The following is a 21,890-nucleotide window of genomic DNA, read 5'->3' as shown; positions in this document are numbered from 1 at the left end:
CCGTTAACGAATGTTTGCTTGACGGAGTCGGACAATTCCGCCGCTATGGGCGTCGATAAGGGGCGGTAAACATGGGTTTGATCGACACGATCGCACGTCCGCGTGCGAAAAAGGCAGTGGAGCCAGCGGTTCAAGCCGTGCTTCCGCTCGACCAGATCCTGCGTGGCGATTGCATCGAGCACATGAAGGCGCTCCCGTCGAATTCCATCGACATGATTTTCGCGGACCCGCCCTACAACCTCCAGCTCGGTGGCGAACTCTATCGTCCCGACGGATCGCATGTGGATGCGGTCACCGACGACTGGGACAAGTTCGACACCTTCGCCGCCTATGACCGCTTTACCCGCGCCTGGCTCAAGGAAGCACGCCGCATCCTCAAGGACGACGGCGCGCTCTGGGTCATCGGCAGCTATCACAACATCTTCCGCGTCGGCGCGGCGGTGCAGGATCTCGGCTACTGGATCCTCAACGACATCGTCTGGCGCAAGACCAACCCGATGCCCAACTTCCGCGGCACCCGCTTCACCAATGCGCACGAGACGCTGATCTGGGCGTCGAAGGGCGAGAAGGCGAAATACCACTTCAACTACCGCGCGATGAAGACGCTCAACGACGAGCTCCAGATGCGCAGCGACTGGGAATTCCCGACCTGCGGCGGCGCCGAGCGGCTGAAGAAGAACGGCACCAAGGTGCATCCGACGCAGAAGCCCGAGGCGCTGCTCTACCGCATCCTGCTGGCGTGCACGAAGCCCGGCGACGTCGTGCTCGACCCGTTCTTCGGTACCGGCACCACCGGCGCGGTGGCAAAGCGTCTCGGCCGCAGCTGGATCGGCATCGACCGCGAAGGCGACTACATCGAAGCCGCGCAGGAGCGGATCGAGGCCGCGCTGCCGCTCGACGAATCGGCACTCGCCACGATGATGAGCCCGCGCACGCAGCCCAAGGTCGCGTTCGGCGTGTTGGTCGAGAACGCGTATCTCGCTCCCGGCGCAGTGCTGACCGACTCGAAGCGCCGCTGGCGCGCGACGATCCGCGCGGATGGCTCGCTGCTCAGCGACTGCGGCACGATCGGCTCGATCCACAAGCTCGGCTCGACCCTCCAGAACGCCCCCGCCTGCAACGGCTGGAGCTTCTGGCATTATGAAAGCGACAAGGGGCTCAAGCCGATCGACGACCTCCGCCAGACGTATTTGCTGGCGACGACTGTCTGAGCAAAGTTCCGTTCGTGCCGAGTAGAGACCGAGCGTAGTCGAGGGCTCGTATCGAGGTACAGGTCCCTCGATACGCCATCTCGACAAGCTCGATGCCTACTCGGGACGAACGGGGTGGGTTTGAACGTACGGTGGATTTGAGGAAAAGGGGATCATGACCAGTCTCCACCTCCGCCCCGTCCAGTTCGTCGACACCCCGATCGGCCACGCAGACGGCAGCGTCACGCGCCTGGCGGGCGGCCTGCAGTGGTTCGCCGCGTACGAAGTGATCGAAGGCCGCGCCCGCCGCACGATCCCCGTCGCCGAAATCGCGACGATCGGCGAGCACGCCGCGCACCTCCACGCCGCCATCACCGCCCCCCGCGCGCCCCTCCAGCTCGGCGAACGCACGCTCCGTTTCGACCAGCCGATCGTCGCCGGCATCCTCAACGTCACCCCTGACAGCTTCTCCGACGGTGGCCAGCATGTCGACGACCCCGCCGCAGCGGCCGCCGCCGGAATTGACATGGCGGCAGCCGGCGCGACGCTGATCGACGTCGGCGGCGAATCGACTCGCCCCGGCGCCCCCGCGGTGTGGGAAGGCGACGAGATCGCGCGGCTCGTCCCCGTCGTCGAACGCCTCGCGCGCGCCGGTGCGATCGTCTCGGTCGACACGCGCAAGGCCGCCGTCATGGAAGCCACGCTCGCCGCCGGCGCGCACATCGTCAACGACGTCGCCGCGCTCCTCTGGGACGATCGCGCGCTGGACGTCGTCGCAAAAAGCGGCTGCCCCGTCGTCCTGATGCACTCGCCCGACCCCAAGAAAGGCGGTCACGGCGATGGAGCGTACGGCAACGTGCTGACCGACGTGTTCGACTGGCTCGAAACCCGCATCGCCGCGGTCGTCGCGGGCGGTGTCGAGCGGTCGCGGATCATGGTCGATCCCGGCATCGGCTTCGGCAAGACGCTCGCCGAGAACCTCGCGTTGCTCAACGGCCTCGCGATCTTCCACGGTCTCGGCTGCCCGATCATGCTCGGCGCGAGCCGCAAGCGGCTGATCGGTGCGCTCTCGAACGAAGCGCCGGTCGACCAGCGCCTCGCCGGTTCGCTCGCGCTGGCGCTGAAAGGTGCGGAGGCAGGCGTCCAGATCCTGCGCGTCCACGACGTCGCCGAGACGGTGCAGGCGGTGAAGATCTGGCGTGGCCTGCGCGATCAGTCGCTCGTTGACGGCTAAGCGGGGCGGCTGATCGTCGCTGCATTGCAGCGAAACGCCACTTCGCGCATTAAAAGCCCTGTAAACAAGGGAGCTTTCGTTTGATCGTCACTGCAACACCGCGCTTCAGTCAAATTCTGAGCGAGGTCTGGCGCCCGTTGCTCGGCCTTTTCGTCTGGGATGTGATCGTCACGATCACTTATTACGTTCTGCCGTTCCACGCGCCCGCGCTCCCTCTGACGCTGTTCGGCACCGCGCTCGCGCTGTTCCTCGGCTTTCGCGACAATTCCGCGTATCAGCGGTGGTGGGAAAGCCGCGGGCTTTGGGGCCTGATGATCAACGCGTCGCGCAACCTGGCGCGGATGGCGCGCAACATGCTGCCCGAGCCCGAGGGGCACGACATGAAGCGGACCATCGTCCTCCGCCAGATCGCGTATGTGAACGCGCTGCGCTGCCAGTTGCGCAAGCAACCGGCGCCACCCGAGGTGCTGCGCTTCCTCTCGAAGGAGGAGGCATCGTTCGCGCTCGAGCGCACCAACATCGCCAACGGCCTGCTCGACGGCACCGGTCGGCGGATCGACATCTGTCGGCGCAACGGCTGGATCGACACCATCCAGCAGACCCAGTTCGAGGCGATCCTGGTCGACATCGCCAACGCGCAGGGCGGCATGGAGCGGATCAAGAACACGCCTTTGCCCAACCAGTACCGCTTCTTCCCGAGCCTGTTCACGCGACTGTTCTGCGTGCTGCTGCCGATCGGCCTGGTCGAGACGCTCGGCTATGCGACGCCGGTCGGTTCGACCATCGCCGGGCTGATGTTCCTCGCCGTGCTGCAGATCGGCGACGATCTGGTCGATCCGTTCGCGGACACGATCCACGACGTGCCGCTGAACGCGATGTGCCGGACGATCGAGATCGACCTTCTCCAGGCGATCGGCGACGAAGCACCAGAGCCGCTGCAGCCGGTCCACGGCATTCTCTGGTAGCACACCAGGCGAGTCGACAGGATCCGATCGCGGCGCACCGACCGTTGCAAAACGGCGGTTTCGTCGCGAGGCGGCGAATGAAGATCAGGCCGGGTTACGCCAACGTGCACTGGGTCGCACGCGGTCGATCGGCGACGGCATTGACGATGGCAATGGCAAATAGAGGCGTCGGCGGAGGCAATCGACTAAACGAACTTCCGCCCATAAGCGGTCGTTGACCACTTGCAGCACCGCAATGAGTCTGTATTATAGTAGCAACACGGTAACGGGGCGAGCGTACATCCGAACGTTCAACGCCGAACTTCGTTGGCTCACAGGGGCGGTTTGAGATGCAACACGTAAACGCCTTTAGCGACGGCGAACTTCTGTTGGTCATAGGCCTTACGGGCTTAGTGGTCTGGTATATTACGAGGTACTGGACCATGCGCCAGATCAGCAAAGCGGCGCCGGGGAGCCAAAGCACCTCCGGCGGTCTGCTGGAACCGATGAAAGCCGAAAATGAGAAATTGCGTGCCCTTGTGGAGAGCCAGGAGGGCCGGATCCGCTCGCTCGAAACAATCGCGACCGACCCCGCTGAGCGCACCGCTCGTGAGATTGAGGCTTTACGGAACGCCTGACCTGAACCGTTACGCCAATGTCCGCAATCCTTCCCAAACCAGACGTTGCTTCACGCCGCGTTGTCGATGCCGAGTTCGCCGAGTTTGCGGTACAGCGTCGAGCGGCCGATGCCGAGGCGGCGTGCGACTTCGGTCATGCGGCCGCGGTAGTGGCCGATGGCGAGGCGGATGACGTCGGCCTCGATCTCTTCCAGTGCGCGGAGATTACCGTCGGGGCGGAACAGCGTGACGCCGCCTCCACCGATCGCCGCGGCAGCGGGCGTGCGCTGGCGGTTGCCCAGCGCTGCGATCTGCGGGAAATCCTCCTCGGTGAGCGCGGCATCCTCGCAGAGCACGGCAGCGCGGAAGAGCGCGTTCTGGAGCTGGCGAACGTTGCCGGGCCAGTCATATTGCACCAGCAGCGCCAGGGCGGAATCGGTGATCCCCAGCGGCCGCAATCCCGGTTGCTCGGCGATCCGCGCCAGCAGATGGCGGGCGAGTGCGGGGATGTCGCCGGTGCGTTCGCGCAAGGGCGGGATCGTTACCTGGACGACGTTGAGACGGTAATACAGGTCTTCGCGGAACCGGCCGGCCTCGACCTCGTCGAGCAGTCGCACGTTGCTCGCGGCGATCACGCGGACGTCGACTTCGCGGGGATGGCGCGCACCGATCGCGTGGACTTCGCCGGTCTGGAGCACGCGGAGCAGCTTGGCCTGCGCCTCCAACGGCATCTCGCTGACCTCGTCGAGGAACAGCGTGCCGCCATCCGCGTCCTGGAAACGGCCGATCTTGCGCTCGAACGCCCCGGTGAAGGCGCCCTTTTCGTGACCGAACAGTTCGGATTCGACGAGGTTCGCAGGGATCGCGCCGCAGTTGACGCTCGTCATCTGCTTCTTTGCGCGCGGGGAGGCCGCGTGAATCGCCTCGGCGACGACGTCCTTGCCGACGCCGATTTCGCCTTCGAGCAGAACCGCGACGCGGGCGCGGGCGGCCTTTGCGGCGATCGCCAGTGCAGCACGGAAATCAGGCGACGATCCGACGATCTCGTCGAACCCGAGCAATGCCGGGATCTTCTCGGTGAGGGGGCGGAGTTCGCCTGCCGACGTGCCGCCGACGGCTGCGTCGAGGGCAGCGAGAAACCGCTCGGGGGCGAGCGGCTTGACCAGGAAGTCGGTGGCGCCCGCCCGCATCGCTGCAACCGCGTGCGCGACCGATCCGTTGGCCGTGACCAGCAGGATCGGCAGCGCGGGGCGACGTTCGCGCAATGCAGCAATCAGGTCGGTCGCATCCGCATCGGGCGCCCAGTGATCGAGAATGATCGCATCGAGCTGCATGCCGTCCTGCGTGCCGAGCGTCGCGATCGCCATTTCGCCATCGGTCGCGAAGATCGCACGCCATCCGCCACGCGCGGCGAGGGCCGCCACCAGCCGCCGCTGCGCAGGCTCCTCGTCGATCAGCAATAGAAGGCGCTGCCCGTTGCGCGTCATGGCGAATCCTGTCCCGTTCCGGCACGTGCAATAGCCGCGCCGGGTAAAGGGCGACTTAAGTACCGGGCTTGGACATTTTGTATGTGCGCGATAAGGTCGGCTGCATAGAGCATAACACTCAGAGGATTGGGCACGAACCATGGCCGGCAACGGGGACATGAAGGCGCACGTCGCGACCTATTCGAGCGTGACGGGGATGATGAAATGGGGTGCCGTCGGGTGCGCACTCGTCGTCGCTCTCGTCATCTGGCTGATTTCCTGACGCGATGAAGATCGCCGTCCTCAAAGAGCAAGCGGACGGCGAGCGCCGGGTTTCCGCGACGCCCGAGACCGTGAAGAAATTCATCGCGCTGGGGGCGACGCTGGCGGTGGAGGCGGGAGCGGGCGATACCGCATCGATTGTCGACGCGGCGTATTCGGATGCGGGGGCTTCGGTGGGCGATCGCGCGGCAACCCTGGCCGGCGCGGATATCGTGCTTGGCGTGCAGGGGCCTGATCCAGCTGGGCTTGGCGGCATTGCACCGGGGGCGTGGATCGTCGCAAGCCTCAATCCCTTTGGTGCAGGTCCCGATGGCGGGCGTGCGCGGATCGATGCGTATGCCGCGGCGGGCTACGAGGCGCTGGCGATGGAGTTCATGCCGCGCATCACGCGCGCGCAGTCGATGGATATCCTGTCGTCGCAGTCGAACCTGTCGGGGTACAAGGCGGTGCTTGATGCCGCCGCCGAATATGGTCGCGCGTTCCCGATGATGATGACCGCGGCGGGGACGATTTCCGCCGCCAAGGCGTTCGTGATGGGCGTCGGCGTCGCCGGACTCCAGGCAATCGCGACCGCACGGCGGCTCGGCGCTCAGGTGTCGGCGACCGACGTGCGCGCAGCGACCCGCGAGCAGATCCAGTCGCTCGGTGCGAAACCGATCTTCGTCGAGAATGTCGCCGGGATCGAGGGCGAGGGAACGGGCGGGTATGCCGGCGAAATGTCGCCCGAATACCAGGCTGCGCAGGCCGAGCTCGTCTCGGGGCACATCGCCAAGCAGGACATCGTCATCACCACCGCGTTGATCCCGGGGCGTCCGGCGCCACGGCTTATCTCGGCGGCGCAGGTGGCGAGCATGAAGCCGGGCTCGGTGATCGTCGATCTCGCGGTCGAGCAGGGCGGCAACGTCGAGGGTTCGGTCGCGGGCGAAGTGGTCGTGGTGAACGGCGTGAAGATCGTCGGGCATCGCAACGTGCCGTCTCGATTGGCGGCGGACGCCAGCGCCTTGTTCTCGCGCAACCTGTTCAACTTCCTCAATGCCTTCTGGGACAAGGAGGCGGGCAAACCCGTACTCGACGCCGAGATCGGCGATGCGATCCGCCTGACGCAGGGCGGCAAGATCGTGAATCCAAGGCTGCTGGCATGATGATCCTCCCCGGCACGGGGAGGGGGACCGGCGCAGCCGGTGGAGGGGGCGTCCCACACACGCTACGCCCGGAAGTATCGCTAGCACGCAAATTGCGGCGCGAAATGAGTCTTCCGGAAGTGCTGCTGTGGGAGCAGCTCCGGGGGAAGAAAACCGGCGTGAAGTTCCGCCACCAGCATCCCATCGGTCCTTACGTCTGCGACTTCTACTCCGCCGCCGCTAAGCTCGCGGTCGAAGTAGATGGCGAATTCCATGGACGCGGTGACCGTCCCCAACGCGACGCCGATCGCGACCAGTTTTTCGAACAGAATGGCCACCGGGTGCTGCGAGTGGCAGCGGGCGAAGTGCTGAGGGACGTCGAGGCCGTTGTGACGATGATCGTATCGTCCGCGGCCAGCCCCCTCCACCAGCCTGCGGCCGGTCCCCCTCCCCGTGCCGGGGAGGAATGAGATGGACTTTATCGCGATCCTGTCGATCTTCGTGCTGGCATGTTTCGTCGGGTATTTCGTCGTCTGGGCGGTGACGCCTGCGTTGCACACGCCGTTGATGGCGGTGACCAATGCGATCTCCTCGGTCATCATCGTCGGCGCGCTGATCGCCGCCGCTGCGGCAGGCATCGGCGCCGGATCGGGCGTCGCCAAGGCGCTCGGGCTGCTCGCGGTGGTGCTCGCAAGCATCAATATCTTCGGCGGTTTCGCGGTCACCGCGCGGATGCTGGCGATGTACAAGAAAAAGGAACGGCCGGTCGCGGCTGCCACGAGCAAGTGAGCGATACGGACGTGAGGGGAACGCGCGATGCATGAACTGACGGTCAGCCCCTGGGCATCGCTCGCCTATCTGGTGGCGGGGGTGTGCTTCATCCTCGCCCTGCGCGGGCTGTCGAGCCCGGCGTCGAGCCAGCGCGGCAATCGCTTCGGCATCATCGGCATGACGATCGCGGTCGTGACGACGCTGGTGACGCATGTGCCGTTGCGTTCGGAAGCATGGCCTCCCGGCAATCCGCACGATTGGATGATCGACTGGACCACCGTCGTCGAAATCCTTGCGGCGATTGGCGTCGGCGCCGCGATCGGCCTCGTCACCGCGCGACGGATCGCGATGACCGCGATGCCGCAGCTCGTGGCCGCATTCCACTCACTGGTCGGGCTCGCCGCGGTGCTGGTCGGAGTCGCCGCGTATCTCAACCCGCAGGCGTTCGGAATTTCGGACCTCGTCATTCCGCTGATCGGCCAGCCGTTCGCGGTCATCCACCCGGTCAGCCGGATCGAACTCGGGCTCGGCGTGGCGATCGGTGCGATCACCTTCTCCGGCTCGGTCATCGCGTTCCTCAAGCTCAACGGCAATATGGGCGGCAAGCCGATCATGCTGCCCGGCCGCCACGTCATCAACCTCGCGCTGCTCGCCGCCATCCTCGGGCTGATCGCCTACTTCGTCACCGACCAGGCCCCGTGGATCTTCTGGACGGTCGTGATCCTGAGCTTCGTCATCGGCTTCCTGTTGATCGTCCCGATCGGCGGCGCGGACATGCCGGTGGTGGTCAGCATGCTCAATTCCTATTCGGGCTGGGCGGCCGCCGCGATGGGCTTCACGCTCCACAACAGTGCGATGATCATCACTGGCGCGCTGGTCGGCAGCTCGGGCGCGATCCTCAGCTACATCATGTGCCGCGCGATGAACCGCAGCTTCATCAGCGTGATCGCAGGCGGCTTCGGCGCGGTCGCGGACACCAGCGGCGGCGCGGTCGCGAGCGATCGCCCGTGGAAACGCGGCTCGGCGGAAGACGCCGCGTTCCTGATGAGCCAGGCGGAACAGGTTATCATCGTTCCGGGCTACGGCATGGCGGTGGCGCAGGCGCAGCACGTCCTGCGCGAGATGGGCGACAAGCTGAAGGCCGAGGGGGTGCGCGTGAAATACGCGATCCACCCCGTCGCGGGGCGCATGCCGGGGCACATGAACGTGCTGCTGGCCGAAGCCAACGTGCCGTATGACGACGTGTTCGAGCTCGAAGACATCAACAGCGAGTTCGCACAGACCGACGTCGCGTTCGTGATCGGCGCGAACGACGTGACCAACCCGGCGGCCAAGACCGACAAGTCCTCGCCGATCTACGGCATGCCCGTGCTGGACGTCGAAAAGGCGAAGACGGTATTGTTCATCAAGCGCTCGATGGGCGGCGTCGGCTACGCAGGCGTCGATAACGAGCTGTTCTACCGCGACAATACGATGATGCTGCTCGCCGATGCCAAGAAGATGGTCGAGGATATCGTCAAGGCGCTCGATTGATCGTGGCTCAGTAGGTTCCCAACTCCGACGAAACTCGATCCAGTTCGGGTGTAACTCTTGGTCTGACGCAGGTTAGTCTCGCTACCACAGCGGAGACCTTGATGACCCGACCGGACAACGCACCTGATGCGGCAAATTACGATACCGGGATCGACGCGGTTCTGGTTGCTGCTACGGGCGCGCCAGACCGGCTTACCGTCGCGCTCGACGCTCTACGCGGGAGGATCGTAGGCCGGTTCGATTGGCAGACCCCGTTCGGCGATCACGCCACGCCTCAGGTGATTGTCATCGAAGCGATCGGCGTCGCTGACGCGATGCTCGAAGAGCGGCTGCCTGCGATCGTCGACCAGGCAGTTGCCGTGCAGGCAGGCCTCGTGGTTGCCCTGACGTTCGACCAGATCGATGTCGTGACTGCGGCAACGCTTGGTGGCGGTACGCGATTGCTGGTGGACCCGACCGTCAGTGACTGCGTCGCGGCGATTGTTGTCGCAGCGGAGACCGCACGCAGCCCCACCGGCGTGTTCGACGTCGGTCGCGAGACCGATGGCACGCGACTGGAGCGGCTGAACACGGAAGTCGCGCGGATCGCCGAAGCGCTGGCGCGCCTGACGCGCACGGAGATCGAGGATGATGCTCCAGCGGCGGCGATCGTCGGCGACCGGACCAATCGCTACGGCGCGCCACCGCCCTTGGCCGAGCCGAGTGCGGCGGATGTTCGTCGGGCGATCCGCGCTCGGCGGTTGCGCGACCAGTTCTTCGGCGCGACGCTGTTCGAGGATCCCGGCTGGGACATGCTGCTCGATCTCTATGCCGCCGAACTGGAGCGCGGCCGCGTGTCAGTGTCGAGCCTGTGCATCGCCGCCGCGGTCGCGCCCACCACTGCGCTGCGCTGGATCGCGCGGATGACCGACACCGGGTTGTTCGAACGCCGCCCCGACCTGCACGACCGGCGGCGCGCTTTCATGGTGCTCTCCGACCGCGCGAGCGAGGCAATGCGCGGCTATATCGTGGCCACCAGAGGCGCCGACCTGCGGATTCCGTGATTTTAGCTTGCCCCCGCCGCCCGGCTTTGGCATCGGACGTCGACCCGAGAGGGGCGATTAGCTCAGTTGGTAGAGCGTCTCGTTTACACCGAGAATGTCGGCGGTTCGAGCCCGTCATCGCCCACCATCCTCTATAGTTCGCGGACCAGCCGCACGACGACCGCGATCCAGGCCGGATCGGCGATGGTCAGCGACTGCGTGCCTGCGCCCGATGGCAAGACGGTAGCGCCGCCGTCGCATCCAGTCAGCCGTCCGAATGCGAACCTCCCGGCCGGTTGGGGGACAAGGACGTCGCGGTTGAGCGCGGTTGTGAAATCATCGGGCCCCAGCGTCGCCGCCCAGATCACGTCGCCCACGCGGTAATCGCCCGTGCCGTTCACGACGGTGATGGCGATCTGGCCCGGCGCGACCTGGGGTGGCGGTGCCGTCGTGGTTCGCCGCGGTGCGTGGGCGCCACGGCCGTCTAGGATCGCGGCGACGGGCAGGTCGGTGCGGTCCGGCAATGTTACGAGGTCGCTCGCCTCGACGCCCAGTGCGGTGGCGATCCGGTTGAGCCAGCCGATCGAGACGGTGCGCGTGCCCGTCTCCAGCCGCCCGATCGTCTGCGCGGTGGTCGATGGATCGCAACGCCTGGCGACGTCCTCCAACGTCAGTCCCTTGGCGCGCCGGACTTCGCGAATGGCAGTGATCATTGAAATGCGATCATCGAACATCTCCAAACCAGATGGGTTATTCTTGTGTCCTACAACCATGCGGATATGGCAACCGCCAAGCGCAACGGGAGATGGTGGATGCGCGAACTGGTAGAGCGGACGATCGATTCGGAGGGGATTCCGCAGCTGGTCGGCGTGCGTCGCGGCCGTACCGTGACCTTCAACCTTGCGGAGTCGCCGCTCGGGTGGCTGCGGTCGCGCGGGTTGATCGACGTGACGCAGTTCGAGGCGGGGGAGCGGTTGCGGGCCAATTACGAACGCGCGTCCATCGCGCCCAGCGTGACGATGCGCTGGGCGGAGCGCGTCGATGGGGGAGGCCATGACGGGCTCGATCCGACGTCGGCGCAGATCGCGGCGAAGCGTCGGTTCGACGAAGCGCTGGCGGCGGCGGGGCCGGGGCTGGCGGATATCCTTTGGCGCGTGGTTTGCGCGGGGGAGGGGCTGCCGGTGGCGGAGAAGGCGTTGCAATGGCCGGCGCGGGCGGGGCGGGTCGTGCTGACGCTCGCGCTCGATCGTTTGGCCGCGCATTACGGGATCGGTTAGGCGCTCGCTTTGATCCGCGGGCGTGACTAAGTGGCTGGTATGCGCTTCGACCTTATCAAATGCCACGGCTCCGGTAACGACTTCCCGCTGATCGACGCGCGTGCGTCGACGCTCGGCGATGCGGCTTGGGCTGCCGTCGCGCGGGCGCTGGCGGACCGCGCTGGGCCGGTAGGTGGCGACGGGCTTCTTCTGCTGACCGCCGGCGACGAGACCCACGCGTTCGGGATGCGGATGTTCAATTCGGATGGCAGCGAGTCTGAGACCTGCCTCAACGGCCTGCGCTGCGTGGCGCGCGCCGGGTTCGCAGCCACGGGCTATGAAACTGCTATGGCGCTGCTGAAGACGAGCGACGCGGCCGTGCAGCGCGATGCCGATATCGCCGAGGGCGTGTTCACCGTGCGCGAGATCGCCGGCCCTGCGTCTCTGGATGCCGCGGCGTGGCCGATGCATGTCGGGACCGATCGCATCGTCGATACGCCGATCGCGCGCTTGCCGACGGACCGCGCCTTTACCGCCGTCGCAATGCCCAACCCTCATCTCGTGACGTTCGTGGATGCCGTCGACGAAGCCGAACTCGTCCGCGTCGGCGAGGCGTGCGAGGCGGCACCCGACTGGCTGCCGAATCGCGCGAACGTCAGTTTCGTAGAGGTGCGTGGCCGCGACCTGTTCGTGCGGACGTTCGAGCGCGGCGTCGGCCTCACCGACAGTTGCGGCAGCGCGATGGCGGCGTCGACCTATGCCGCGTGCCTGACCGGGCGGATCGCGTACGACACGCCGACGACGGTGTTCAACAAGGGCGGGCTGGTCCGCACGGAGGCGAGCGAGGCGGCGATGGTGACGCTGTCGGGCAATGCGACGTTCGAGTGGACCGGCACGATCGAGGTCGATCTCGACACGGCGATCGCTAGCGACCTGGTCATCACACGGCGGCATGACGATGAGGTCGCGGCCTGGGCGGGACTTCTCGCGACCATCTGAACGCCGGCTGCGTCCTTCTCCCGGCGGGCGCGTATCTCCCCGCAGTGGCGCCGCACACCGGCTCCGCACGCAGGAGAGAAGCCATGAACCACTTCATTCGTACCGCGATAGTCGCAGCGGCAGTTGCCGTCAGCGGCAGCGCCATCGTCGCAGCCCAGACCAACCCGATGGTCGGCGGCGCCGCGATGTACCCGACCAAGACGATCGTCGAGAACGCCGTCAATTCGAAGGATCACACCACGCTGGTCGCCGCGGTCAAGGCCGCCGGCCTGGTCGAGACGCTGTCGGGCCCGGGTCCGTTCACCGTGTTCGCGCCGACCAACGCGGCGTTCAAGAAGCTGCCGGCCGGCACCGTCGACACGCTGCTCAAGCCCGAGAACAAGACACAGCTCGCCAGCGTCCTGACCTATCACGTCGTCCCCGGCACGATCACCGCAGCCGACATTGCCGCCAAGGCGAAGGCGAACGGCGGCACCGCGACCTACACGACCGTGCAGGGCGAGCCGCTGATGTTCAAGAAGGTCGGCACCGGCTGGGGCATCATGGACGGCAAGGGCCACAAGGGCCGCATCACGATCGCCAACGTCATGCAGTCGAACGGCGTGATCCACGTCGTCGACACGGTGATGCTGCCGTAATCGGCGATCACGCGAGATAGCTGCCTCGCTTCCCCCCCCCCGCGAGGCCGTTTACGTCGGGCCCGTTGCCGAAAGGTGGCGGGCCCGATTGCGTTTGGGAGCCGCGTCATCCCAATCCTGTCATCCTGACGAAAGTCAGGATCCAGGGTAACAAACGACACCCTCGTGGCTCTGGATCCTGACTTTCGTCAGGATGACGGAGAGGGGTCAGCCGATCAGCAGACCCGCAAGCGCGGCGGACATCAGGTTCGCGAGGCTTCCTGCGGCGAGCGCACGCAGGCCCAGCTTGGCGATCATCGGCCGCTGGTTCGGCGCGAGGCTGCCGGTCACCGCCATCTGGATCGCGATCGACGAGAAGTTCGCAAAGCCGCACAGCGAGAAGGTGATGACCGCGATCGTCCGCGCGCTCAGCCCCTGCTGCGTACCGAGCGAGATATACGCGACGAACTCGTTCAGCACGATCTTCTGCCCGAACAGGCCGCCGGCGATCCCGGCCTCGCTCCACGGCACGTTCAGCAGGAACATGATCGGCGCGAACACATAGCCGAGCAGCCCCTGGAAGCTCAGCCCCGGCAGCCCGATCATGTTGCCAAGCCCGCCGAGCAGCCCGTTCGCGAGCGCCACCAACGCGACGAACGCCAGCACCATCGCGCCGACTGCGACGGCCAGCCGCACGCCGGTCTGGGCGCCCTGAGCGGCGGCCATGATCAGATTGGCCGGCTTTTCCTCGTCGTGCGTCGCCTGCGGCATGGGCTCGCCCGCGCCCGATTCACCCGGCTGGTCGCCGAGTGCCAGTTCGCCCTCGGGTGGCATCACCCGGTCGGGCATGATGATCTTCGCCATCAGAATGCCGCCCGGCGCCGCCATGAAGCTGGCCGCGAGCAGGTAATCGATGCGGATGCCCATCGACGCATATGCCGCGAGGATCGTGCCCGCGACGCCGGCCATCCCGCTGGTCATCACGGTGAACAGCTGCGCCGGGGTGAGGCCCGCCAGATACGGCCGGATCACCAGCGGCGATTCGCTCTGGCCGACGAAGATGTTCGCCGCCGCGCACAGCGATTCGACCTTCGAGACGCCGATGACCTTCTCGATCCCGCCGCCGACCCAGCGCACCACGAACTGCATGATGCCGAGATAATAGAGGATCGAGACGAGGCTGGCGAAGAAGATGATCACCGGCAGCGCGGCGATCGCGAAGCTCTGCCCGCCGATCTCGGGGGTCGCCATCTTGCCGAACAGGAATTCGGTGCCCTTCTGCGAATAGCCGAGCAGGTTGGCGACCCCGCCGGACATCTCGCCGAGCACGACCTTGCCGAAGCTCGAATACAGTACGAGGACCGCGATCCCGGCCTGCAATGCGAACGCGGCGCCGACGATGCGCAGGCGGATCGCACGGCGGTCGCTCGACAACAGCACGGCAATGCCCAGGATGACGGCGATGCCCGCCAAACCGATGAAGAGTCTTTCCATGGACGCCCTGCGTTTTCTTGCGATGACACGCGCCGCCCCCCGGCTGCGCAAGCGACCGACATGACACGCGAGCGCCGCGCTCGCCAGTTATTTGAAGCGCGCTAGTCATTTGACGGCGCGCGCGTTTTCGCTAGCGTCCCGCGCGATGGATAAGTTGCCCCCCGCGTTCCCGCGTTCGCTCTTCGTTTTCTCGGTCCTGTACGGTGGCATGGTGTGCATCGCCGGCGTGTTGGGAGTGAAGCAGGTCGCGCTCGGCCCGCTCGCGGTGGAGGCCGGGATCTTCGGATTCTTGTTGCTGGTCGTGTTGAGCAGCGCGATTTCCGAGTTGCACGGCCAGAAGACCGCGACGTTCCTGGTGCGCCTCGGGTTCATTCCGCTGCTGGTGTCGGCCGCGCTGATCCACCTCGTACTGGCATTGCCGCACGATCCGGGGATGTACCCGCCCGCGGTCGACGCGTTCCCGGTCGTGGTCGGGCAAAGCTCGCGGATGATGATCGCCGGGCTGATCTCCTACGGGATTTCGCAGACGCTCAACGTGCTGATCTTCTCGAAACTGTCGGGACAGGTTGGCAGCGGCGAGGGCAAGCTGGTGTGGCTCCGCGGCATGATCGCGAGCATCATCTCGCAGATCATCGATACGATCCTGTTCATCACCATCTCGTTCCTCGGCGAGCGGCCGATCCTCGGGCTCATGGAGGGGCAGATGCTGACCAAGGTCGTGCTGTCGATCGTGCTGGTGCCGTTCATGATCACGTTCTTCGTGAAACTCGGGCGGCGGTTGGACCGGGCGTAAACTCCGTCACCCCAGCGAAAGCTGGGGTATCCCCGTTGGCGGACGCTGAGGCTCGAACCGGGAGATCCCAGCTCTCGCTGGGATGACGGCGGGGGAGTGCAAAGACCACGCACGTTCCCCGGATGACGAACCGCCTGCGACTGGCTAAAGCGCGACGATGACCGATCACACGCCCGATCCCGCCCTGCTCGCCAAGGCGGAAACGCTCACCGAGGCGCTGCCGTATCTGCAGCGCTATGCCGGCAAGACGTTCGTCGTAAAGTACGGCGGCCACGCGATGGGCGATCCCGAGCTGCAGCGCGACTTCGCCGAGGACATGGTGCTGCTCAAGGCGGTCGGCATCAACCCGGTGGTGGTGCACGGCGGCGGGCCACAGATCGGCGCTATGTTGAAGCGCCTCGGCGTCGAATCGCGCTTCATCGACGGCCTGCGCGTCACCGATGCGGAGACCGCACAGATCGCCGAGATGGTCCTGGCGGGCTCGATCAACAAGGAAATCGTCGGCTGGATCGGCCAGGCCGGCGGCCGCGCGGTCGGGATCTCGGGCAAGGACGCAGGCCTCGTCCTCGCGCAGAAAGTCGGCCACGGCCGAGAACCCGACAAGCTCCAGGGGATCGAGCGTCACGTCGATCTTGGCTTCGTCGGCGAGCCGATCGCGGTCGACCGGACGATCCTGGACACGCTGATCGCCGCCGACATCATCCCGGTGATCGCGCCGATCGGCATCGGTGCCGACGGCCACACCTACAACATCAATGCCGACACGATGGCGGGTGCGATCGCCGCCGCGATGGGCGCCGCGCGCTTCTTCCTGCTGACCGATATCGTCGGCGTGCTCGACAAGGAGGGCGAGCTGCTCACCGACCTCGACCCGGCGCGTATTGCCGAACTGCGCGCCGACGGCACGGTAACCGGTGGCATGATCCCCAAGCTCGACACCTGCGTCGCGGCAGTTGAATCGGGCGTCGATGCGGCGGTCATCATCGACGGCCGCGTGCCTCACGCGATGCTGCTGGAGATCTTTACCAAGCAGGGCGCGGGCACGCTTGTCAGCGCGAACGGGCGCTCGCGGTAAGGGACGCGACGGGTCTTACCCTCCCCAACACCACGCCGTCATTCAAGCGAAAGCCGGGATGACGATCGTTGGTTGGCCACGAGAGAGCGGCGGCGGAAACGAGCCGCATCACAGGGGTTATCGTTCTCTTCCCGCCTCCTTATATCCGGATCACACCAGCGGAGACCCACGCCTTGATCGCCCTTCTTCAGATCGTCCAGTTGCTGCTCACCGTCATCTGGTGGATCATCGTCGTGCAGGCGATCCTGTCATGGCTGATCGCGTTCAACGTCATCAATACGCACAGCGATTTCGTCCGCACCGTATGGACCGCGCTGCAGCGCATGACCGAGCCGATGTACCGCCCGATCCGCCGCGTGCTTCCGGATTTCGGCGCACTGGACCTGTCGCCGCTCGTCGTGCTGCTGATCCTCTACATCCTGAGCAACATCGTCATTCCGAACATCGCGCAGAACTACCTCGTCGCGACCTATTGAGGTCGGCGTCTGAGGCTTATGTCACCGCCACCTGCAATGCAGGTTGTCTTCGCCCGTGATTGCGCGGGAAAGGCGGTTTTCGGCCGCGTGACTTTGCGCTAGTCGGAGGCATGGCATCGACGATCTCCTGCGACGTCGCGATCGTTGGCGCGGGTTTGGCCGGCGGGATGATCGCGCTGGCGCTCAAGGCCAAGCACCCGGCGCTCGACGTACGGCTGATCGACTCGGCGTCGGTCGTCGGCGGCAACCATCTCTGGTCGTTCTTCGGCAGCGACGTGGCGCAAGGCGATCGGTGGATCGTCGCGCCGCTCGTGGTGCATGCGTGGCGTGGGTACGACGTGCGATTTCCTGCGCACGAACGGACGATCGACGCGACCTATTATTCGATCGAGAGCGAACGGCTCGACCGCGAGGTTCGCCGCGTACTTCCGGCTCATGCACTGATGCTCGGGCGGAAAGTGTCGGGCGCGAGTCCGACGGCGGTGGTGATGGCGGATGGCGACCGGATCGAGGCGACCGGCGTGATCGACGCTCGGGGGGCGGGCGACCTGTCCTTGCTCGACCTCGCATGGCAGAAGTTTCTCGGGCGCGAACTGGCGTTGAGCGTGCCGCACGAAAGCCCGCGGCCGATGGTGATGGACGCGACGATTCCGCAGATCGACGGGTACCGGTTCGTCTATTGTTTGCCGTTCTCACCCGAGCGCATGTTCGTCGAGGACACTTACTATAGCGACACGCCCGATCTCGATATCCCGGTGTTGGGCGCGCGGATCGATGACTATGTCGCCGGCCGCGGCTGGTCGGTCGATAGCATCGTGCGCGAAGAGTCTGGCGTGCTTCCGGTGGCGATGGGTGGCGATTTCGAGGCGTATTGGCGGTCGGGTGGCGCGCATGTCGCCAAGGCTGGCATGCGCGCGGGGATGTTTCATCCGACGACGGGGTACTCGCTGCCCGATGCGGTGCGGACCGCTTCGATGCTGGCGGGCCTCGGCGATTTCTCGGGCGCGAAACTCCACGATGCGACCCACGCGATGGCGCGGGCGACGTGGAAGTCGCGCGGGTTCTACCGGATGCTCGACACGATGTTGTTCCGCGCCGCCGAGCCGGAGGAACGCTACCGCATCCTCGAGCGCTTCTACCGCCTCTCCCCATCGCTCATCGGTCGTTTCTACGCCGGACGTTCGACGCTTTCCGACAAGGCGCGCGTTCTGACCGGCAAGCCCCCCGTCCCCATCGTGCGCGCCGTCCGCGCCATCGCAGGCAGTATGTCATCATGAAGACCGCAATAGTCATCGGCGCAGGTTTCGGCGGGCTGGCGCTCGCGATCCGGCTGCAATCCGCGGGCGTGCAGACGACGATCGTCGAGAGCCGCGACAAGCCGGGTGGGCGTGGGTATTTCTGGGAGCGCGACGGCTTCACGTTCGACGCGGGGCCGACGGTCATCACCGATCCGGACTGCCTGCGCGAGCTGTGGGCGCTGACCGGGCGCGACATGAGCGAGGACGTGACGCTCGATCCGGTGCTGCCGTTCTATCGCCTCAACTGGCCCGACGGGACCAATTTCGACTACACCAACGACGACGTGCAGATGCGCGCCGAGATCGAGAAGCTGCATCCCGGCGACTGGGCGGGGTACGAGAAGTTCCTGCAATATTCGGCAGGTGTCTTTCACGAAGGCTATGAGAAGCTCGGCCATGTCGCGTTCCTCGACTTCGGGTCGATGATCAAAGCGGCGCCGGCGCTGGCGAAATACCAGGCGTGGCGGTCGGTCTATTCGATCGTGTCGAGCTTCGTGAAGTCGGAGAAGCTGCGCGAGGCGTTGAGCTTCCACACGTTGCTGGTCGGCGGCAACCCGATGACGACGAGCGCGATCTATGCGCTGATCCACAAGCTGGAGCGTGACGGCGGGGTGTGGTTCGCGCGTGGCGGGACCAACCGGCTGGTGGCGGCTTTGGTGACGCAGTTCGAGCGGCTGGGCGGCGTGCTGCGGCTCGACGATCCGGTGACGTCGATCGAGACTCTCGGGGATCGTGCGACGGGTGTGACGACCGCGAGCGGCTGGTCGGGTCAGGCGGATGCGATCGCGGCGAACAGCGACATCATGCACACCTATCGCGACCTGCTGGCGACGTCGCGCAGCGCCAAGCGCAAGACCGGGTCGCTCGAGCGGAAGAAATATTCGCCGTCGCTGTTCGTGGTGCATTTCGGGATCAAGGGCACGTGGCCGGGCATCCCGCACCACATGATCCTGTTCGGGCCGCGCTATAAGGGGCTGCTCGAGGACATTTACGACCACGGCGTGCTGAGCGAGGACTTTTCGCTGTACCTGCATCATCCGACCGTGACCGATCCTTCGCTGGCGCCGGAGGGGCATTCGACGTTCTATGCGCTGGCGCCGGTGCCGCATCTCGGGAAATTCCCGGTGGATTGGGACGAGATCGCACCGATCCTGGAGAAGCGCATCCTCGACGAGATCGGGCGACGGTTGATCCCGGATATCCACGAGCGGATCGTGACGAAATTCTCGTACGCGCCGAAGGATTTCGCGGAGGATCTGAATGCGCATCTGGGGAGCGCGTTCTCGCTGGAGCCGGTGCTGACGCAGAGCGCGTATTTCCGGGTGCATAATCGCGACGAGCATATTCCGAATATGTACTTCGTGGGGGCTGGGACGCATCCGGGTGCGGGGATTCCGGGGGTTGTCGGGAGCGCGAAGGCGACTGCTCGGTTGATGTTGGAAGGCGAGAAGTAAGGCTTTTTGTTCACGCGAAGGCGCTAAGGCGCTAAGATTTTCGTGAAGGGCGTGGCGCCATGCTGCACTGGCCGTTTTCGCGGCTTGGGATGTGTAAGTCGCTTTGCGACGGGAAAGACATCTTCGCGCCTTTGCGCCTTCGCGTGAACCCATTCTTTCCTTGCAGCAGCCTGCGCGCTTCCCCTAGCGGTGCGGGATGAAGAGACTTGCTGTGTATTGCGGGTCGGCGACGCCGGCTGATCCTACTTATATCGAGGGTGCTCGGGCACTGGGGCGCGCGTTTGCCGAGCGGGGGATTGGCCTTGTTTATGGCGGTGGGCGGACCGGACTGATGGGCGCGATCGCCGATGGCGCGCTCGAGGGCGGCGGTGAGGTTATCGGCGTTATTCCCCAGGCGCTGGTCGATGCGGAGGTGGCGCATCGGGGGCTTACCGAGTTGCACGTCGTGCAGGGCATGCATCAGCGGAAGCAGATGTTTACCGATCTCTCCGATGGGTTCGTGACGATTCCGGGTGGGACGGGGACGATGGACGAGCTGTGGGAGGCGCTGAGCTGGGCGCAGCTTGGGTATCATGCGGATCCGGTTGGGTTGCTGAATACCGCCGGGTATTACGATCACCTGATCGCGTTCTGGGAGAAGATGGGCGAGGTTGGCTTTTTGCGGCCGCAGCACCGGGATCTGCTGATCGTGGCGGATACGCTGGATGTTCTGCTCGACCGGATGGGGCGCCACGTCCCGACGCAGCCGATCGTGCGGATGAACGCGTCGGATTTGTGAGCTTCGAACCACACCCCGACACCATGCACCACCCCGGCGGAGGCCGGGGGCCAATTGGGGAACGTGAATTGGTTTGCGTTGCGCGTCGTTACTTCAACCTTTCCAATTGGGCCCCGGCCTTCGCCGGGGTGGGGCCTGCAATGGTGGTAGCGTTGGGGGGCAGGTCGTGAGTCAGCCTCTCCCATCGCGCGAGGCGATCGTGGCTACCGCGCATGAGTCGATCTCGCGCGGGTCGAAGAGCTTTGCCGCTGCCAGCTTGTTGTTCGACAAGCCTACGCGCCAGCGGGCGTGGCTGTTGTATGCGTGGTGCCGGCGGTGCGACGATATCGCCGATGGGCAGGACCATGGCCATGGGATGACCGTGGTCGACGACGCCCCAGCCCGGCTGTTGGCTCTGTCGGCCATGACCGAGCAGGCACTCGCGGGCGAAGTGGTCGGCGAGCCGGCGTTCGATGCGCTGCGGATCTTCGCGGCCGAAACGCGGCTGCCGAAGCGGTATGCGCGCGACCTCGTCGAAGGCTTTGCGCTGGATGCGCGCGAGTGGCGGCCGCGGTCGGAGAACGACCTGTACAAATATTGTTACCATGTCGCCGGTGTCGTCGGGTGCATGATGGCGATCGCGATGGGCGTCGATCCCGAGGACGAGGATACGCTCGATCGCGCGTGCGACCTGGGAATGGCGTTTCAGCTCGCCAATATCGCGCGCGATGTCGAGGAGGATGACCGGGTCGGGCGGTGCTATCTGCCCGAGGAATGGCTGGTCGAGATGGACTTTCCACCGGGGCAGCACATGAAGCCGCCGTTTCGCTCGCGGCTCGCGGTGTTGACGAAGCGGATGGCGGATCGGGCTGCTGCGTTCGAGGCGAGTGCACGGGAGGGAACGCCGGCGCTGTCGTTCCGTTCGGCTTGGGCGGTGTTGTCTGCGGCGGGGATTTATGGGGCGATCGGGCGGACTGTGGCGGCTCGGGGGGAGCACGCTTGGGATAACCGGGTGACGACGTCGGGGATGCAGAAATTGGGATTTATCGTGACCGCAGCGCGAGAGGCGGCGCGGCGAGATACGCTGTATCCAAGGACTGTGCGCGATGCTCGGTTGTGGACGCGGCCTAGAGCTTAAACTTCGTCATCCTCGCGAAGGCGGGGATCCATAACCTACGCCGTATCGATGGATCGAAACGTCAGCCGGCATGGGTTCCCGCCTCCGCGGGAATGACGCGCATTGGGTGTCAGCCCTGTGGCTTCGCCTTGCCGGCCTTCGCCATCAACTGGCCTTGCGCACGGCAATTCGCGCCGATCATCGGATACGGAACGTCGGTGTTCTGCGCCAACTGGTCGGGGAGCGCCGCGCGGCACTGGGCCATCGTCTCATACCGCGCCGGGATCACGCGCGCCTCGGTGCAGTTCACGTTGCCGTCACCGCAGCCCATGATGGCCATGACGTAGAACAGCGGTTCCATTTCATTCTCCAGT

24 protein-coding genes and 1 tRNA gene are annotated in these 21,890 nt (G+C 65.5%); 21 read left to right on the top strand and 4 right to left on the bottom strand.

Annotated elements, in window-relative coordinates; genetic code table 11:
• The first annotated feature begins 71 nt into the window (after positions 1–71).
• The 4 genes from IFR23_RS16085 (at position 72) to IFR23_RS16070 (ending at position 4,006) form a co-directional block, all read left to right on the top strand.
• Positions 72–1,211, top strand: a complete 1,140-nt coding sequence (locus IFR23_RS16085) for a site-specific DNA-methyltransferase (protein ID WP_056487740.1) — start codon at positions 72–74, stop codon at positions 1,209–1,211.
• A gap of 154 nt (positions 1,212–1,365) precedes the next feature.
• A complete protein-coding gene (folP, locus tag IFR23_RS16080; protein ID WP_192976759.1) occupies positions 1,366–2,424 on the top strand; it encodes a dihydropteroate synthase in 1,059 nt (352 codons plus the stop codon).
• Between the two features lie 80 nt (positions 2,425–2,504).
• Entirely contained in the window at positions 2,505–3,389 is an 885-nt protein-coding gene (locus IFR23_RS16075; RefSeq protein WP_192976758.1) for a bestrophin family protein, read from the top strand.
• A 422-nt stretch (positions 3,390–3,811) separates the two neighbouring features.
• A complete protein-coding gene (locus IFR23_RS16070; protein ID WP_192238473.1) occupies positions 3,812–4,006 on the top strand; it encodes a hypothetical protein in 195 nt (64 codons plus the stop codon).
• A gap of 50 nt (positions 4,007–4,056) precedes the next feature.
• Here IFR23_RS16070 and IFR23_RS16065 read toward each other — a convergent pair whose 3' ends face one another.
• On the bottom strand, positions 4,057–5,472 hold the full coding sequence (locus IFR23_RS16065; protein WP_192976757.1) for a sigma-54-dependent transcriptional regulator: 1,416 nt from the start codon (positions 5,470–5,472) through the stop codon (positions 4,057–4,059).
• Between the two features lie 139 nt (positions 5,473–5,611).
• Between IFR23_RS16065 and IFR23_RS16060 the strand changes: the two genes are divergently transcribed.
• The 7 genes from IFR23_RS16060 to IFR23_RS16030 all read left to right on the top strand — a co-directional run bounded on the left by IFR23_RS16060 (position 5,612) and on the right by IFR23_RS16030 (position 10,328).
• Positions 5,612–5,734, top strand: a complete 123-nt coding sequence (locus tag IFR23_RS16060; RefSeq protein ID WP_082441508.1) for an aa3-type cytochrome c oxidase subunit IV — start codon at positions 5,612–5,614, stop codon at positions 5,732–5,734.
• A gap of 4 nt (positions 5,735–5,738) precedes the next feature.
• On the top strand, positions 5,739–6,875 hold the full coding sequence (locus IFR23_RS16055; protein ID WP_192976756.1) for an NAD(P) transhydrogenase subunit alpha: 1,137 nt from the start codon (positions 5,739–5,741) through the stop codon (positions 6,873–6,875).
• Positions 6,872–7,324 (top strand): endonuclease domain-containing protein, encoded by a 453-nt coding sequence (locus IFR23_RS16050; RefSeq protein ID WP_342344982.1) that lies wholly within the window; start codon positions 6,872–6,874, stop codon positions 7,322–7,324. Before IFR23_RS16055 ends, IFR23_RS16050 begins: the two co-directional genes overlap by 4 nt.
• Position 7,325: 1 nt before the next feature.
• Positions 7,326–7,643: an NAD(P) transhydrogenase subunit alpha gene (locus IFR23_RS16045; RefSeq protein WP_107964329.1), complete on the top strand. Its 318-nt coding sequence runs from the start codon at positions 7,326–7,328 to the stop codon at positions 7,641–7,643.
• Between the two features lie 27 nt (positions 7,644–7,670).
• Complete coding sequence (locus IFR23_RS16040; protein WP_107964328.1) at positions 7,671–9,158, top strand: NAD(P)(+) transhydrogenase (Re/Si-specific) subunit beta; 1,488 nt, start codon at positions 7,671–7,673, stop codon at positions 9,156–9,158.
• Between the two features lie 101 nt (positions 9,159–9,259).
• Positions 9,260–10,201 (top strand): MarR family winged helix-turn-helix transcriptional regulator, encoded by a 942-nt coding sequence (locus IFR23_RS16035; RefSeq protein ID WP_192976755.1) that lies wholly within the window; start codon positions 9,260–9,262, stop codon positions 10,199–10,201.
• 51 nt (positions 10,202–10,252) lie between these two features.
• Positions 10,253–10,328 (top strand) — tRNA-Val (locus IFR23_RS16030).
• Positions 10,329–10,332: 4 nt separating this feature from the next.
• On the opposite strand, the gene IFR23_RS16025 is transcribed toward IFR23_RS16030, so the two are convergent.
• Positions 10,333–10,893, bottom strand: a complete 561-nt coding sequence (locus IFR23_RS16025; protein WP_192976754.1) for a helix-turn-helix domain-containing protein — start codon at positions 10,891–10,893, stop codon at positions 10,333–10,335.
• A gap of 99 nt (positions 10,894–10,992) precedes the next feature.
• Here IFR23_RS16025 and IFR23_RS16020 point away from each other — a divergent pair, with 99 nt between their 5' ends.
• The 3 genes from IFR23_RS16020 to IFR23_RS16010 all read left to right on the top strand — a co-directional run bounded on the left by IFR23_RS16020 (position 10,993) and on the right by IFR23_RS16010 (position 13,073).
• Positions 10,993–11,457 carry a DUF6456 domain-containing protein gene (locus IFR23_RS16020; protein WP_107964336.1) on the top strand — a complete coding sequence of 155 codons (465 nt, stop codon included), beginning with the start codon at positions 10,993–10,995 and terminating at the stop codon, positions 11,455–11,457.
• Positions 11,458–11,496: 39 nt separating this feature from the next.
• Positions 11,497–12,435 (top strand): diaminopimelate epimerase, encoded by a 939-nt coding sequence (dapF, locus tag IFR23_RS16015; protein WP_192976753.1) that lies wholly within the window; start codon positions 11,497–11,499, stop codon positions 12,433–12,435.
• An 83-nt stretch (positions 12,436–12,518) separates the two neighbouring features.
• The gene (locus tag IFR23_RS16010) at positions 12,519–13,073 is read left to right on the top strand and encodes a fasciclin domain-containing protein (RefSeq protein ID WP_192976752.1); all 555 of its coding nucleotides are present in this window, start codon (positions 12,519–12,521) and stop codon (positions 13,071–13,073) included.
• A gap of 207 nt (positions 13,074–13,280) precedes the next feature.
• Here the strand turns inward: IFR23_RS16010 and IFR23_RS16005 are convergent, their stop codons facing one another.
• Positions 13,281–14,546 (bottom strand): NupC/NupG family nucleoside CNT transporter, encoded by a 1,266-nt coding sequence (locus IFR23_RS16005; RefSeq protein ID WP_192976751.1) that lies wholly within the window; start codon positions 14,544–14,546, stop codon positions 13,281–13,283.
• A gap of 145 nt (positions 14,547–14,691) precedes the next feature.
• Here IFR23_RS16005 and IFR23_RS16000 point away from each other — a divergent pair, with 145 nt between their 5' ends.
• The 7 genes from IFR23_RS16000 to IFR23_RS15970 all read left to right on the top strand — a co-directional run bounded on the left by IFR23_RS16000 (position 14,692) and on the right by IFR23_RS15970 (position 21,537).
• The gene (locus IFR23_RS16000; protein WP_192976750.1) at positions 14,692–15,339 is read left to right on the top strand and encodes a queuosine precursor transporter; all 648 of its coding nucleotides are present in this window, start codon (positions 14,692–14,694) and stop codon (positions 15,337–15,339) included.
• 157 nt (positions 15,340–15,496) lie between these two features.
• Entirely contained in the window at positions 15,497–16,414 is a 918-nt protein-coding gene (argB, locus tag IFR23_RS15995; RefSeq protein WP_192976749.1) for an acetylglutamate kinase, read from the top strand.
• A 173-nt stretch (positions 16,415–16,587) separates the two neighbouring features.
• Entirely contained in the window at positions 16,588–16,890 is a 303-nt protein-coding gene (locus IFR23_RS15990) for a YggT family protein (protein ID WP_056066456.1), read from the top strand.
• Positions 16,891–17,000: 110 nt separating this feature from the next.
• Positions 17,001–18,167, top strand: a complete 1,167-nt coding sequence (gene crtY, locus IFR23_RS15985; RefSeq protein WP_192976748.1) for a lycopene beta-cyclase CrtY — start codon at positions 17,001–17,003, stop codon at positions 18,165–18,167.
• Complete coding sequence (locus IFR23_RS15980; RefSeq protein WP_192976747.1) at positions 18,164–19,642, top strand: phytoene desaturase; 1,479 nt, start codon at positions 18,164–18,166, stop codon at positions 19,640–19,642. Before crtY ends, IFR23_RS15980 begins: the two co-directional genes overlap by 4 nt.
• Positions 19,643–19,838: 196 nt before the next feature.
• Complete coding sequence (locus IFR23_RS15975) at positions 19,839–20,420, top strand: LOG family protein (RefSeq protein WP_192976746.1); 582 nt, start codon at positions 19,839–19,841, stop codon at positions 20,418–20,420.
• Between the two features lie 166 nt (positions 20,421–20,586).
• Positions 20,587–21,537 carry a squalene/phytoene synthase family protein gene (locus IFR23_RS15970; RefSeq protein WP_192976745.1) on the top strand — a complete coding sequence of 317 codons (951 nt, stop codon included), beginning with the start codon at positions 20,587–20,589 and terminating at the stop codon, positions 21,535–21,537.
• 109 nt (positions 21,538–21,646) lie between these two features.
• Here IFR23_RS15970 and IFR23_RS15965 read toward each other — a convergent pair whose 3' ends face one another.
• Complete coding sequence (locus tag IFR23_RS15965; protein WP_056487649.1) at positions 21,647–21,877, bottom strand: hypothetical protein; 231 nt, start codon at positions 21,875–21,877, stop codon at positions 21,647–21,649.
• Between the last annotated feature and the right edge of the window lie 13 nt (positions 21,878–21,890).

The sequence above is a fragment of the Sphingomonas sp. CFBP 13603 genome (assembly GCF_014892665.1).
In the GTDB taxonomy this organism is placed as follows: domain Bacteria; phylum Pseudomonadota; class Alphaproteobacteria; order Sphingomonadales; family Sphingomonadaceae; genus Sphingomonas.
The sequence above is the reverse complement of the archived record's forward strand: the minus strand, read 5'-3'. Positions and strand labels throughout refer to the sequence as shown.